12 protein-coding genes are annotated in these 14,687 nt (G+C 54.9%); 4 read left to right on the forward strand and 8 right to left on the reverse strand.

Annotated features, from left to right (window positions below):
• The first annotated feature begins 135 nt into the window (after nucleotides 1–135).
• Nucleotides 136–2,022 (forward strand): glycerophosphodiester phosphodiesterase family protein, encoded by a 1,887-nt coding sequence (locus ELY38_RS12400; RefSeq protein ID WP_127062600.1) that lies wholly within the window; start codon nucleotides 136–138, stop codon nucleotides 2,020–2,022.
• A gap of 91 nt (nucleotides 2,023–2,113) precedes the next feature.
• Here ELY38_RS12400 and ggt read toward each other — a convergent pair whose 3' ends face one another.
• Nucleotides 2,114–3,904, reverse strand: a complete 1,791-nt coding sequence (ggt, locus tag ELY38_RS12405) for a gamma-glutamyltransferase (RefSeq protein ID WP_127062601.1) — start codon at nucleotides 3,902–3,904, stop codon at nucleotides 2,114–2,116.
• Nucleotides 3,905–4,020: 116 nt separating this feature from the next.
• Nucleotides 4,021–6,396, reverse strand: coding sequence for a phosphoenolpyruvate synthase (ppsA, locus tag ELY38_RS12410; protein ID WP_127062602.1), 2,376 nt, complete (start codon nucleotides 6,394–6,396; stop codon nucleotides 4,021–4,023).
• Between the two features lie 242 nt (nucleotides 6,397–6,638).
• On the opposite strand from ppsA, the gene ppsR reads away from it, so the two are divergent.
• On the forward strand, nucleotides 6,639–7,472 hold the full coding sequence (gene ppsR, locus ELY38_RS12415) for a posphoenolpyruvate synthetase regulatory kinase/phosphorylase PpsR (protein ID WP_127062603.1): 834 nt from the start codon (nucleotides 6,639–6,641) through the stop codon (nucleotides 7,470–7,472).
• An 11-nt stretch (nucleotides 7,473–7,483) separates the two neighbouring features.
• On the opposite strand, the gene ELY38_RS12420 is transcribed toward ppsR, so the two are convergent.
• The 4 genes from ELY38_RS12420 to ELY38_RS12435 all read right to left on the reverse strand — a co-directional run bounded on the left by ELY38_RS12420 (nucleotide 7,484) and on the right by ELY38_RS12435 (nucleotide 10,394).
• Nucleotides 7,484–8,062 carry a hypoxanthine-guanine phosphoribosyltransferase gene (locus tag ELY38_RS12420; protein ID WP_127062604.1) on the reverse strand — a complete coding sequence of 193 codons (579 nt, stop codon included), beginning with the start codon at nucleotides 8,060–8,062 and terminating at the stop codon, nucleotides 7,484–7,486.
• Nucleotides 8,063–8,119: 57 nt separating this feature from the next.
• A complete protein-coding gene (gene nagZ / locus ELY38_RS12425) occupies nucleotides 8,120–9,136 on the reverse strand; it encodes a beta-N-acetylhexosaminidase (protein WP_127062605.1) in 1,017 nt (338 codons plus the stop codon).
• 75 nt (nucleotides 9,137–9,211) lie between these two features.
• Nucleotides 9,212–9,739, reverse strand: a complete 528-nt coding sequence (locus ELY38_RS12430; RefSeq protein WP_127062606.1) for a L,D-transpeptidase — start codon at nucleotides 9,737–9,739, stop codon at nucleotides 9,212–9,214.
• Nucleotides 9,717–10,394: a TetR/AcrR family transcriptional regulator gene (locus ELY38_RS12435; protein WP_127062607.1), complete on the reverse strand. Its 678-nt coding sequence runs from the start codon at nucleotides 10,392–10,394 to the stop codon at nucleotides 9,717–9,719. The genes ELY38_RS12430 and ELY38_RS12435 overlap by 23 nt, the downstream gene beginning before the upstream one ends.
• A gap of 265 nt (nucleotides 10,395–10,659) precedes the next feature.
• Here ELY38_RS12435 and lexA point away from each other — a divergent pair, with 265 nt between their 5' ends.
• Nucleotides 10,660–11,337 (forward strand): transcriptional repressor LexA, encoded by a 678-nt coding sequence (gene lexA, locus ELY38_RS12440; RefSeq protein ID WP_127062608.1) that lies wholly within the window; start codon nucleotides 10,660–10,662, stop codon nucleotides 11,335–11,337.
• 140 nt (nucleotides 11,338–11,477) lie between these two features.
• Here the strand turns inward: lexA and purU are convergent, their stop codons facing one another.
• Nucleotides 11,478–12,332, reverse strand: a complete 855-nt coding sequence (gene purU, locus ELY38_RS12445) for a formyltetrahydrofolate deformylase (protein WP_127062609.1) — start codon at nucleotides 12,330–12,332, stop codon at nucleotides 11,478–11,480.
• A 269-nt stretch (nucleotides 12,333–12,601) separates the two neighbouring features.
• On the opposite strand from purU, the gene ELY38_RS12450 reads away from it, so the two are divergent.
• A complete protein-coding gene (locus ELY38_RS12450; RefSeq protein WP_127062857.1) occupies nucleotides 12,602–14,182 on the forward strand; it encodes a ribonuclease J in 1,581 nt (526 codons plus the stop codon).
• A gap of 49 nt (nucleotides 14,183–14,231) precedes the next feature.
• On the opposite strand, the gene moaE is transcribed toward ELY38_RS12450, so the two are convergent.
• Nucleotides 14,232–14,687, reverse strand: coding sequence for a molybdopterin synthase catalytic subunit MoaE (gene moaE / locus ELY38_RS12455; RefSeq protein WP_127062610.1), 456 nt, complete (start codon nucleotides 14,685–14,687; stop codon nucleotides 14,232–14,234).

Consider the following 14,687-nt stretch of genomic DNA (forward strand, 5'->3'; position numbering starts at 1 on the left):
TGCTTCTGAGTCGATGACCGAACGCCCCACACTTTTATAGTCGTGGGGCGTTTTTATCGTTACCCCAATGGCATGACTTGCGAAGACTCAAGGATACTGCCACGCTATTAACTCATCCTCATGATTTAAAAGACAATGCAGCCATTGGCACAGCTTGGCTCCGCCTTGCTTAGAACCCTTCGCGATCATCTGCGCCCTTTGATTGCTTACCACCTGTTCTTTACCCTGCTTGCTTCCGCTCTGTTACTGCCTCTGATCGGATGGGCAACGCGAGGCCTGCTTGCTCAGCTTAGGCGAACAGTCGTTACCAATGATGAACTGATCAGCTTGCTGTTCAGCCCGCTCGGGCTTATTGGCATGCTGGTGGTTTTAGGCTTCACATTCCTGATTATCTACTGGCAGCAGGCCGGCATGCTGCTGGTCGCCGTGCGGCCCAAAAACAACCACTATCGGCTTGCCTTTGAGGCTCTTTGGCTAAGCGCTCGCCGTCTACCAGCGCTTGCCGGATTGGTAGTGTTACAAGTAGGCACACATCTGCTGTTGCTGGCCCCTTTCATGGCTGCCCTAGCCTGGCTTTACAGTACGTGGCTAGGTGGTCTGGATACTTACTACCTGCAGCGCGTCAAACCTCCCGTACTTTGGTACTTTATCGCCTGCGCCTTGCCGCTGGTGCTCGCCTGGATGGCCCTGGCCGCAAAGCTTTATCTACGCTGGCTATTGGCTCTCCCTTTGGTGGCTCTTGAGAACCGCAGCCCAATTCATGCATTAAAGCGTAGCGTGCACTTAACAAGGGGCTGGCATCGCTCTATCGGCGCGGCCGTGGTTATTGTGTTGTTGCTGGTTATCTCCCTGCCAATTATCGCTACGCTGACGTTTGATAGCCTGGTTACTCCCCTGCTTTGGTGGTTGCCGGAGCATAATGCCCTGCTAGTCCCCGCCATGTTCGCCTACCTGACCGGTTATCTGCTGTTAACACTGGCTATTACGTTTATTGGCATTGTGGCGAATGCACTGCTGTCAGCCTGCCTATATCTTCAGCTGGCTCATCAAGAAATGCGCCCGGCGCCTCCATCAGCAACAATAACATCGGGACGATTTGCCTGGGCCGTTGAGCTTAGCGTATTGCTACTTGCTGGACTGCAAGCCTGGTGGATTCTGAATAGCTTCGAGCTGCGTGATAATGTCAAGGTAATCGCCCACCGCGGCAGCTCAATGGTCGCGCCGGAAAATACCCTTTCCGCCGTGGAACAAGCTCTGCTAGACAAGGCTGACTATGTGGAGCTTGACGTTCGACTGTCCGCTGATCACCAGGTGATGATTTACCATGACCGTACGCTGGCAAGGCTCACCGGGGATAACCGTGAGTTCGATGAACTGACGCGAGAAGAACTCGCCCAGTACGATATAGGCAGCTGGTTTGGTGATGCTTTTCAGGGCGAACCTATCGCAGGTCTGGATGAAGTATTAACGCGCGTGCGCGGCCATGCCGGTCTGATGATCGACATGAAGGCATCGCCGGGGGCAGAGCAGGCGTTGGCCGATGCCGTCATTGACCAGCTACGTAAAGAGACGGATATCCGCTACGCATGCTGGGCTGCCAGCCCGGATGCCATAACGGCTCATGGGGCGTGCGGCTTCCCCAATGCGCTAATGGATATGCGGGTGGCGACCATGTCGCCAGCACTGGTTGGCTATATCAAGAGCCACGCACCTGAGCTTCGCGTTACGCTGCTTGCCCAGCTTATTTTACCCGGCACGTTGGATCGCCGTGGGTTTGACGCATTGGGGCTGCGCCATAATCGTATCAGTGAAGAGGAGATTCGCCTGGCCGCACTTTACGGCTATGAGGTACATGCCTGGACGGTTAACGACCGGGCGCGCATGTCGACGCTGATTGATCTTGGGGTAGATGCAATCATTACGGACTACCCTGATCGCCTGCGTGCACTTATTGAAGAGCGACATGCGTTAAGCGACGGGGAGCTACTGCTGGTTAAGCTGCGTAACTGGCTACGTCAGTAAGTCATATGCAAAAGCAAAGCGCTGTATCAAGTAGCTTGATACAGCGCTTGTCACATCATTAGCCACATCGTAAAGGCTTTCTCGAAACGGCTTAGTCGCCCATTACCACGCCTTCGCGACGCGGGTCAGCCCCACCAAACAGCGTACCATCTTCCAACTTGTGGATAGCCTGAAGACCGCTTGTCAGCTCGCGCTCGCTAACCGTATGGCCGTAATTTTCCAGGGCTTGCTTGGTGGCCTCAGGAAAACGCCCTTCTTCCAAATAAACATCACCGCCTGTGGTAATGGCATGAGGCAGATTGAGTGCCTCTTGGGCACTCATGCCCCAATCACGCATGGCAATCAGAGTACGCGCCGTGTAATGAATGATCGCAGCGCCGCCGGGTGAGCCAAGGCTTGCCACCAGGTTGCCACTCTCACGGTCAAAGACCAGCGTTGGGCTCATGCTTGAACGAGGGCGTTTGCCCGGCTCCACGCGATTGGCAACGGGCTCACCATCAATCTCAGGGATAAAGGAGAAATCGGTTAGCTCGTTATTAAGTTGATACCCACCCGGTAAGCCTGTCCCTCCATCAGCCATGATGCGTGAACCGAACGCCTGTTCAATGGAGGTCGTCATGGCAATCGCATTCCCTTCCCCATCAATAATGCTGATATGGCTGGTACCGTACTCAGGTTGGTCTGGCTGCGATGCCCAGGTAACATTCAGTTCACCTGGATTACCCGGCTCAGCGCTATCGCCAAGGCTGGTATCGCTGATCAGCTCGCTACGCGTGGCAAGATAATCAGGCGCCAGCATTAACGCCCAATCACCGCCCGGTGCATCTACAAAATCCGGATCGCCAATATAGCGCCCACGATCGGCAAAGGCCAAGCGTGAGGCTTCAAGGAACTGATGCAGCCAGCCACTGCTTGATACGCCGTTATCCAGCGGCGCTTCCAGCAGAGGCTGCTGATCCAGCATGCCAAGTATCTGCATTACGGTGATATGCCCTGATGACGGCGGCGGGAAACCACATACTTCCCACTGCTGCCATGGCGTGCACATTGGCTCTCGCTCAACAGCTTGGTAACCCGTTACATCTTCAATGGTCATATTGCCTGGACGTACCGCATGGCTTTGCACTCGGTTGACCAGATCCTCGGCCAGCGCGCCCTCATAAAAGGCCGCACTACCCTGCTCAGCAATACGACGCAATACTTCAGCCAGTGCCGGGTTCTTGAGCGTATCGCCTACCGCCAGCGGCTCGCCATTTTCGTTATAGTAGAACTGCCCCGCTAGCGGATCATTGGCTAGCGCTTCGTCACTGGCAATACTTGTGTGCAAACGTTGGCTTACTGCAAAACCTTCCTCGGCAAGCGTAATCGCCGGTACAAATAACTCCGCCCAGGCTAACTGACCATGCTCCTGATGCGCCTGCTCTAACATACGCACAGTACCCGGCACACCAACTGAAAGGCCGCTGGCAACGGCATCCATAAACGGTAGCGGCTCGCCATTTTCCATAAATAGCTCGCCCGTTGCTGCCGCAGGTGCCGTTTCACGGCCATCATAGGCCTGCACGCGTTTACCGTCGTAATGCATTAAAAAGGCACCACCGCCAATACCGCTGGATTGCGGTTCCACCAGCGTTAGTACCATTTGGACAGCAATCGCCGCGTCAACGGCGTTACCACCCGCTTTAAGCACCTGATAGCCCGCATCAGTCGCCAGAGGATTAGCCGCTGCAACGGCAAACGATTCGGTTGCCCAACCCGGTTTTTCTTCGTATCCCGAGCCAACTTCCGGCGTTATGGAAGGCGCTTCATAGCTGAACCCAAAACTATAAAGCGGCACCAACAGCAATCCTGACAGCGTCAAACTTGCCTTTACTGGGAACATCACAACATCCTCTTGTGTGATAGGAAAATCAAGGCCGTAGCCACAACAGCGTAGCCTATAAAACGCCAGTGCCCGGCACAATGGCCGGGCACGAAATTACCAATCAACTGATAGCGTTAGCTAATGGTTTCGCCTGCGAGCATGAACCAGGTTTCGAGCACCGCATCCGGATTCAAGGATACAGAATCAATTCCCTGCTCCATCAGCCATCTAGCCAGCTCAGGATGATCGGAGGGGCCTTGACCGCAAATGCCTACGTACTTGCCTTGCGCTTTACAGGACTGAATAGCCATCGCCAGCAGCTTTTTCACCGCAGTATTACGCTCATCAAATAGGTGCGCCACAATGCCCGAGTCGCGATCAAGCCCCAGGGTTAGCTGGGTCAAGTCGTTAGAACCGATCGAGAAGCCGTCAAAGTGCTCAAGGAACTCGTCAGCCAATAGCGCGTTAGCTGGCAGCTCGCACATCATGATCACTCGCAGCCCGCTCTCGCCACCGCGCTTCAAGCCATTCTCTGCCAACAGATCGACGACCTGCTTGGCTTCATCCGTGGTACGTACGAACGGTACCATGATCTCAACATTATCGAGCCCCATCTCTTCACGCACGTATTTCAAGGCGCGACACTCAAGCTCAAAGCAAGGCCGGAAAGCATCCGAGATATACCGCGAAGCGCCTCGGAAACCCAGCATGGGATTCTCTTCACCTGGCTCGTAGAGCTTCCCGCCAATCAGGTTTTCGTACTCATTGGACTTGAAGTCAGATAGCCGCACGATGACCTTCTGGGGATAAAATGCCGCTGCCAGCGTTGAAATACCCTCAACCAGCTTATCGACGTAAAAACTGACCGGATCGGCGTAACCGGCCGTGCGCAGGTCAATAATCTGCTGCAAGTCGGCCGGCAGCGTGGCGTAGTCCAGCAGCGCCTTGGGGTGCACGCCAATCATGCGATTGATGATGAACTCAAGCCGCGCAAGCCCAACGCCTGCATTGGGCAAGCTGGCAAACCCGAACGCGCGGTCAGGGTTACCCACGTTCATCATGATCTTGAACGGAATCTCAGGCATAGCGTCAACACTTGACACTTTGCAGTCAAAATCCAGAAGGCCTTCATAGACGTGCCCCGTATCGCCCTCAGCGCAGGACACGGTGACGTCAGTACCTTCTCTCAACTGCTGGGTAGCATCACCACAGCCCACTACTGCGGGTATGCCCAGCTCACGGGCAATAATCGCCGCATGGCAGGTACGACCACCACGGTTAGTTACAATTGCGGAAGCCCGCTTCATGATCGGTTCCCAGTCAGGATCGGTCATGTCGGTCACCAGAATGTCACCGTCATGAATCTTATCCATCTCCTCGGGGCTCATGACCACTTTTACCGTGCCACGACCAATCCGCTGACCGATGGCCCGCCCGGTAATCAGGGTACGCCCCTTCTCACGCAGCTGAAAACGTTCAAGCTTGCCGCCTTCCTGCTGGGAGACCACGGTTTCAGGACGAGCCTGAACGATATAAAGCTTGCCGTCGTCACCATCCAGCGCCCACTCGATATCCATAGGACGCTCGTAGTGCTGCTCGATAGTGACCGCCTGACGGGCCAGATCCATGACCTGCTGATCGTTAATACAGAAGCGTGCGCGCTCGTTGAGGGGTACATCTACCGTCTCAACTGACTTGCCGGCGCTCGCATCCTGACCATAAACCATCTTGATCAGCTTGGAGCCCAAGTTGCGACGCAGAACCGCAGGCCGCCCTGCCGCCAGCGTGGATTTATGCACATAAAACTCATCAGGGTTGACGGCCCCCTGTACCACCGTCTCACCCAGGCCCCACGACGCGGTAACAAATACGGCGTCGCGATAGCCTGACTCGGTATCCAGAGTAAACATGACACCTGAGGCCCCGGTTTCCGAGCGCACCATTTTTTGAACGCCGGCCGAAAGCGCGACATTTTCGTGGGCATAGCCACGGTGAACGCGGTAGGAAATGGCGCGATCATTAAAAAGTGAGGCGAACACCTCGTGGACCGCGCGTTTGATATTGTCGAAACCTTCGATGTTCAGGAAAGTTTCCTGCTGGCCTGCAAAGGAAGCGTCGGGAAGGTCTTCAGCCGTTGCCGAGCTGCGAACCGCCGCCTTTAACTGAGGGTGCTTGGCCTGCAACTGCTCGTAAGCCTTACGCAGCGCACTTTCGAAGTTGGGGGGCAACGGAGTATCGATCACCCACTGACGGATATTACGGCCCGCTTCGGCCAGCGCATTCACGTCGTCTACATCCAGACGTGCCAGCGTACTATTGATGCGCTCGTTTAGTCCTTCATGGGAGAGGAACTCACGGTAAGCATGAGCCGTGGTAGCAAACCCACCGGGAACGGTGACTCCGGCGTCGGACAGGTTGGAAATCATTTCGCCAAGTGAGGCATTTTTGCCACCTACACGCTCAACATCCGCCATGCCCAACTGATCAAACCACAGAATGTACTCTTCCACGAAACCCCCTCGCGTTAAGATGTTGATGCAGCTTCTTAAACTGCTAATCGTTGATCGTGTCACCCTAGCACCGTGACACTATATTCGCCATTGGTCTAATAGCGAAGAGGGTGGAGGATTTTTACAACATAACGCGTTTATGACCCGATTATGTAGTCGCTTAAGGCAGTATGCCTAGTGAGTTGTGCTTGGCGAATGGTCAGATCACAATAGTGCATCTACTACTATCTGTGGGTCTGGTTATGAAACGAACAGCTTTTTTTATTTCCGATGGCACCGGCATTACCGCTGAAAGCCTGGGGCGCAGCCTTCTGGCGCAGTTCAGCGGTGTCGAAATCAACATGCTAACCAAGCCCTATATCGATACGCTTGAAAAAGCTCAGGCACTTGCCAGGATCATCGAATCGACCGCCGGGCATGATGGGCAACAGCCGATTATCATCGACACGATTGTCGATCAGCAGATTCGCGATGAGATACGCAAGGCGCCAGGCTTCAAGGTGGATATCTTTTCGACCTTTCTTGAGCCCCTGGAGCAGGAACTCGGCACACGCTCATCCTATAGCGTCGGAAGAACACACTCGATTGGTAGTGATGATGTGTATATGGACCGCATTCATTCGGTACATTTTGCGCTGGATAACGACGATGGCGCCCGCACCCATCAATACGATAAAGCCGATATCATTCTGGTAGGCGTATCGCGCTGCGGCAAAACGCCCACCTCGTTATATCTGGCACTGCAGTTTGGTATCCGGGCAGCCAACTACCCATTAACCGAAGATGACCTTGATGAAGACGGCACGTTAAAGCTGCCCAAGGCACTGGTGCCGCACCGTCGCAAGCTGTTTGGCCTAACCATTGATGCCCGGCGGCTATCAGCCATTCGCAACGAGCGTCGCCCTAACAGCCGCTATAGCTCAATGGACCAGTGCCTGCAGGAAGTAGAGCAGGCTGAGGCACTGTACCGCATCCTGCATATTCCGTTTATCGATACGACGCGCTTCTCTATCGAAGAAATATCGACCCGAATGATTGCGGAAACTGGCCTGGCGAGGCGCTTTTCACCTCGCTAGGTCCACTTTCGCTACATGCCTTTTGGCGCAAAGATACCTGGCGCATTGCGCCAGTAGCCTTTGTAATCCATGCCGAACCCGAATACATAGCGGTCCGCCACTTCCAGGCTGCAGTAATCAGCCTTCAGGCCCGGCACCGCTTTACGGTCATGCTGCTTATCCACCAGCACCGCCGTCGTCACGCTGGCCGCCTGAGCTTCTTTGCAGTAAGCAAGAATCGCGGCCAGTGTAGACCCTTCATCCAGAATATCGTCCACAATCACCACATGGCGCCCAGCCATAGGGATTTCAGGCGACACCCGCCAGAATAGCTCGCCGCCGCGCAGCTCGTTGCGATACCGGGTGGCGTGCAGGTAATCCACCTCCAACGGAAAGCCCAAGCGGGTCAAAAGATGCCCGGTAGTGATCAACCCCCCGTTCATAACGCAGTAGAAAACCGGCAGCTTGTCACCCAGATCTTTGGTAATGGCTTCTGCCATTCGGTCAAGGGCACGCTCAACCTGCTCCTGGGAAATCAGGCAGTCAGCGTTATCCATCAACTGACGCATGGAGTCCAATGACTCAAGGGCTTCTTTATCCAATTTGGACATGGGGTTACTCCCAAACACCGTAGTGGTGTTACAAAAATAGAAAGGGTTCAGGCAGGATCAAGCGTGGTCGGTTAGGGCTTCCAGCCTAGCGTGGGCACGCCGCCAGCGGCCCAGCGCGGTAAGAGCATCCAGATCAGGTCGGGCGCGCCCGTAACGAAGTTTCGCGGGACGCTTGTTGGTGATTCCCTGACAAGCCTCGATCACCTCAAGCGCAGCGGCTCGGTCATTGCACACCAAGAGCATATCGCAGCCCGCTGTTAGGGCCGCTGTCGCACGTGCGCTAGGGCCGCCCGCTTCATGCGCGCCTGCCATGCTTAAATCATCAGAAAAAATACAGCCCTTGAAGCCTAACGATTCGCGCAGCATGCCAAGCCAGCTAGGCGAAAATCCGGCTGGCCGGGTATCAAACGCCGGATAAATCACATGCGCGGGCATGACCCCATCAAGCTGGGGGGCTAGCTGGCTGAAAGGAACCAGATCGCGCTGTTTGATCTCTTCCATGGAGCGCTCATCCACCGGCAGCGCCACATGAGAGTCAGCGGCAACACCGCCGTGGCCAGGGAAATGCTTGCCAATGGCAGCCATGCCCGCCTGGTGCAACCCATCAATGAAGGCTGCGCCTAACCGGGCCACATGCAGCGGGTCAGTGCTAAGGCTGCGATCCCCAATCACACTGGAAATACCGCTTTCCACATCAAGTACCGGTGCAAAGCTGATATCCAGCCCACACGCGGCCATCTCCATGCCTAGCAGCCAGCCAGCATCGGTTGCCAGGGTAAGCCCTTCATCCTGATCCTGAGCAAAGCGCTCACCGATTCGCGCCAGGGCCGGCAATCGGGTAAGACCCTTTTTAATACGCTGCACGCGACCACCTTCCTGGTCGACCGCCAGCAGCAGATCGCCGCGCACGCGCCGTATATCACTGCAAAGCTTTCGCACCTGATAGGCGTCTTCCACATTGCGGGCAAACAGGATAACCCCGCCCACAGCGGGTTCAAGCAGGAGGCGCTTTTCAGCGGCGGTCAATCGCGGTCCTTCCAGGTCGAGCATGACCGGGCCAATAGGTTGCGTCATTATTCAGAATCCAACAAAAGGGCCGACGATTTTAGACGATCAACGCAGAGAGTCAAAAAACCTTGTTTGCCAAGACTAACTGCCACTGCCATGCAGCCATACCGGGGTTCCCGGCAGGGCGCACTCAAAAAGACGCAGAAGATCCTGATTACGCATACGAATACAGCCATGGGAGGCTGGCTTGCCCATGGGTTGATCGGGTGGCGTGCCGTGCAAATAGATGTAGCGTCGCTGGGAATCAACCTGACCGCCACGATTGACGCCTTTTTCCAGCCCACAAAGCCATAAAATGCGCGTCAGTATCCAGTCACGTTCCGGATGAGCACTGCCCAGCGCTTCAGAAAAGACTTCGCCGGTCCAACGGCGGCCGCGAAACACCGCATTTTCAGGCAGGCCAGCGCCGATGGCTGCTCGAACGTAATGCCAGCCATGGGGAGTCTGACCGCTTCCTTCCTGCTGACCAACGCCCGCCTCGCCGGATGATATATCACACTCAAAAAGCACTTCTCGCCCCTGCCACCAGCGCAGCTTTTGCTGCCCAGTGTCGATCTCGGCCCATCCATCCTGAGAGGGCGGTAACTCAGCTAACGTGGGCGTTCGCATGGTGCTCCTCATTGATGTCAGGCGGTAAAGGGGCGTTCATGGCGGCAACGACGACTGGCCGCAGGCGCCGTACCAGATCACGCACGGTCACCTGCTCCTGATAGTCCTTGGAAGCTATATCACGCAAGGCGTCCAAGCCCGATAAGGTAAAAATAACCGTACCCAGCATGAAGTGCAGCCGCCAGAAGCGTTCGGCATCGGGCAAATCCGGTGTAGCCTTGCGTACTAGCTCAGTAAAGCGGGTGAATACATCACCATAGTGTTCCTGAATATGCCGCCGCAAATGCCCCTGAGCTTGGCTATAGGCCAAACCAAGCAGGCGCATGAATATCTTCAGGCTATTGCGTTCAGCTGGCACGGCCAGCACCGTGGTCGCCATGGTTTCAAGCAACTCTTCAAGCGGAATGGTGCTGTCCGCATAGCGGCTTTCAAGCTCATCCAGGGCGCTGTGAAAGCGCTGGGTAAAGGGGTCCAGATAGCGTGAAAAAACTGCCTGAATAAGCGCCTTCTTCGAACCGAAATGATAGTTCACAGCGGCCAGATTTACTCGCGCCTTACTAGTGATGTTGCGCAGTGACGTTTCGGCAAAACCACGCTCTGCAAACAGCACTTCGGCGGTATCCAGAATGCGTGACACCGTATCAGATTGTGCCATTACGGCCTCCGGAGAAACGAGTGTTTAAAACAAGGCAAAATAGTATGCCATAACACTATCGGGCTCAATCATCGATACGGGAACAGACTTTAAAACACCCCAAAGGCTGGTTCGGATAACGTAAACGTCACGTAACCCACTGGTATTACCTTAATAGCTTGCTTTTTTATCAATGTACTGGACAGAGGAACATACTGTATACTTAAACACATACTGATCAAGCAGGCAGATACCGGCTGTCTTTTCATCATTTATGGAGTTTGGTATGTCGCGGCCACTTACAGCACGTCAACAGAATGTTTTTGATTTTATCGTAAAGACCATGGGTGAGCTCGGCTACCCGCCCACCCGTGCTGAGATTGCCAAGGCTCTTGGATTCCGTTCGCCTAATGCTGCTGAAGAGCATTTGCGCGCGCTGGAACGCAAAGGCGTTATTCGCATTATCCGCAACACATCCCGAGGGATTCGCTTACCCAATCAGGAAGCCCATGAAGTAAGCGAAGCTCCCGCCCCCACTACCCTCCAGAGCAGCGACCTGCCGCCTGTCGGATTACCGGTCATTGGTGAAGTCGCGGCAGGTAACCCTATTCTTGCAGCTGAACATATTGACCGCTACTGCCCATTGCCTGCGGAGTATTTCACGCCCAAGGCAGACTACCTGCTACGCGTGCGCGGATTATCCATGAAGGATGTGGGTATTCTAGAGGGCGACCTGTTGGCCGTGCACCGTACCGAGCGCGTTCGCGATGGTCAGATCGTGGTAGCCCGCCTGGAAGATGAAGTGACCGTTAAACGCTTCAAGCGACAGGGCCATCATGTGACACTGATTGCCGAAAACCCTGATTTTGCACCAATTGAAATCGACCTGCGCACCCAATCGCTGGATATCGAAGGCGTGGGCGTGGGCGTTATTCGCGGGGGCAGCGGCCAAGCGCTTGGCTAGCAGAAAGGCTACATATTTTCAAAAGAGTCAGCCTAGCGCAGTGTCAAATGCATCAAGCGGGCAGCTACTTTGAGTGCTGCCCGCTTGATGGATTAAGTCTGCCAAGGTTTTAAACCTCGCAAACCGGTCACGTTAACTAACTAGCTGAACACCACTGTCTTGTTGCCGTGAATCAGCACGCGATCCTCCAAGTGCCAACGCAATCCACGCGCCAGTACCGCCTTTTCTACATCGCGGCCGAAACGCACCAGATCGGCTGGCGTATGGCAGTGGCTCACCCGATGGATATCCTGCTCAATAATCGGCCCGGCATCTAGTTCTTCAGTAACGTAATGACAGGTTGCACCTATCAGCTTCACGCCACGCTCAAACGCCTGATGATAAGGCTTGGCACCGGCAAACGAGGGCAAAAAGCTGTGATGGATATTGATTACCTGCCCGGCGTAGCGCTGGCATAACGCCGGGGGCAGGATCTGCATATAGCGGGCCAGCACGACGCAATCAGCGCGTGCCATATCAATGTGCTCCTGAACCGCAGCAAACGATGCCTGCTTGTTATCCGGGTCAACGGGTACATGGTGATATGGGATGCCGTACCACTCAGCAATTGAGCGCATATCCTCATGGTTGGAAATAACACTGACAATATCACAATCAAGCTCCCCGGCTTGCCAGCGATAAAGCAGATCCACCAGGCAATGAGATTCACGAGACACCATCAGTACAACCCGACGGCGCTGCTGAGTATCCACCAGCGCCCATTGCATGGTGAACTCCTGAGCGATGGGTTCAAAGGCAGTGCGCAGCGCCTCTGCTGACATGCCAAGCGAGTCCGCCAAGATTTCATAACGCATGAAAAAGCGGCCCGTCTGCAGGTCAGAGTGCTGGCTGGCTTCAGTGATCGAGCCGCCCTGCTGGGCAATAAAACTGGAAACACGCGCCACAATCCCCACCTGGTCCGGGCAGGAAACGACTAAACGGTAATAATGAGACATGAAAGGTACTCTTGACATAGTGCAACGGCACAGCAAAAAACTGACTGATGACGCCGTCGTAAAATAGAACGGCTAGTGTACCGGAAGCGCTTTCGTGAAGCATCGTTATCAAACGTTGTGATCATTGTTCGAAGCTCCTGCCTTCCGTATAGTTGAGGCATTACTTTTTAGGCTTTTCATAACTGATGCATCCACCACGCGTTCAACTTCGTCCCCGTCGCCGTCCTCCCTTGCGCCTGCTGCCGCTGGGTGGGTGCGGTGAAATTGGTATGAATCTAACGCTGTATGGATACAACGATCATTGGATCGCTGTCGACTGCGGCATGATGATTCGCCAGGATCTGCCCAACTCGCCTCTTCAAGTGCCCAACCTGGAGACAGCTGATGCGCTCGACATTACGCCACAAGCACTGTTTATCACTCATGGTCATGAAGACCATATAGGTGCAGTCGCTTGGCTTTGGCCCAAGTGGAATTGCCCCATATATGCCACGCCACTAGCCGCTGGCTTATTACGCCTGAAGTTTGCCGAACATCAATTAAGCAGTGCCGCCATCAAGGTTGTCGAGCCGGGTGAAGCCAGAGAAAGCGCCCCTTTTACTGTGCGCTACCTGCCTCTCACCCATTCGATTCCTGAAAGCTGCTCACTCATGATGCTGATTGGCGAATACCGGGTTCTGCATACAGGCGATTGGAAACTGGACCCCGAGCCAATGATTGGCGCCCCTGTCAACGCCAGCCATTTTCAAGCACTAGCGCCGGTTGACCTGCTGGTTGGCGACTCAACCAATGCGCCGCTGCCAGGCCACTCAGGCAGCGAGGGCGATGTTGCCCGGGCGCTTTCCAAAACACTGAGTCAGTGCAAGGGACGCGTTGTCGTTTCCTGTTTTGCCAGTAATCTGGCGCGAATCCTGGCGATTGGGCAGGCGGCTCACCAGTGCGGCCGGCGCATTAGCCTAATGGGCCGCTCCATGGAACGCATGGTCAGTATTGCCCGAGGTCTTGGCTATCTGGATGACTTGCCAGCCCTAGTGCCCCCGCACGATCTTGGCTATTTACCGCCCGATGAAGTTGTCATCATTGCCACCGGCAGCCAAGGAGAGCCTCGCGCGGCACTTCAACGTCTTGCTCAGGGCAGGCACCCGTTTATCGAACTGGAGCCCGGCGACAACGTTATTTTTTCTGCCAAGGCCATCCCCGGCAATGAGCGCCCTATTGAGCAGCTCAAAAAACGCTTTACCCAGCTTGGAGTGAGCATTTTTGATGAAACCAATCACCCAGAACTGCATGCGACCGGCCACCCTGCCCAGGAAGAATTAAACAAGTTTTACCAGTGGGTAAGACCTAAGCACCTTATCCCCGTGCATGGCGAAGCTCGTCATCAACAGGCGCATCAGGAAATTGCCCAGGCTTTGAATATTAATGCCCCGCTGGCTCCCGTAAATGGCGACATGCTGGTGCTGGATGGTCAGGGGCTAACCTGTGAAGCTCGCTACCCTCAGCCGCCCTGCATTATCAATCAGAACAGCGTGGTGGCACATCCAGGGCTAGATAACACCAAGACGACAGTGCGCCGGGGCAGCTTATACCTTGCACTCCCCGTCACTGCCAGCGAGACAGGCTGGTGGCGTATCGGCCGCCTGATGCTGGATAGCAATAGCGCGAGTCCATTGGACGAAGACAGCTTCAGCGAGTGGCTGGATGATCAGTTGGAAGAAATCGAGGCCGAAACCTTAGCGGATTTACGCCTTGCACTTCAGCCGCGCTTGATTCACTGGCTGGCAGAACATATGCAGCATATGCCCGAGGTGCATTTACAGATCATGGCAGCCGAAGCACCCACCGCCTGATCACAATCAGCCAACCGGTCAGGTCCTCCAACTGGTTAAGCGGCAAGCACTAAGCCCACCGCGCGGCATCCTGCATATCGGTTGCACGCTCTTTTACCCAGTACTCGCCATCGGAGGAGTGCTCTTTTTTCCAGAAAGGCGCCTGGGTTTTTAAAAAATCCATGATGAAGTCACAGGCTTCAAACGCCTCACGACGATGGGCGCTAGCGACCAGTACACGAACAATCGGGTCTCCGGGTGTCAGGTATCCTACCCGATGAACAATATAAATCGCCTGTAACGACCAACGCTGCCAGGCCTCTTCACCAATACGCCCTAAGGTACGCTCAGTCATGCCCGGGTAGTGCTCAAGGGTCAAGCCCGTGACATCAGGCGTTTCATTGAAGTCACGCACCAGCCCTGTAAAGCTTACAACCGCACCAATATCCGTTCGTTGTGCCAACGTCTGTTCATAGCCGTCCACCAAAGAAAACGGCGCTGACTGAATACGCACCTGAATGTTCAT

It is taken from the genome of Vreelandella nanhaiensis (genome assembly GCF_003990185.1).
GTDB lineage: Bacteria > Pseudomonadota > Gammaproteobacteria > Pseudomonadales > Halomonadaceae > Vreelandella > Vreelandella nanhaiensis.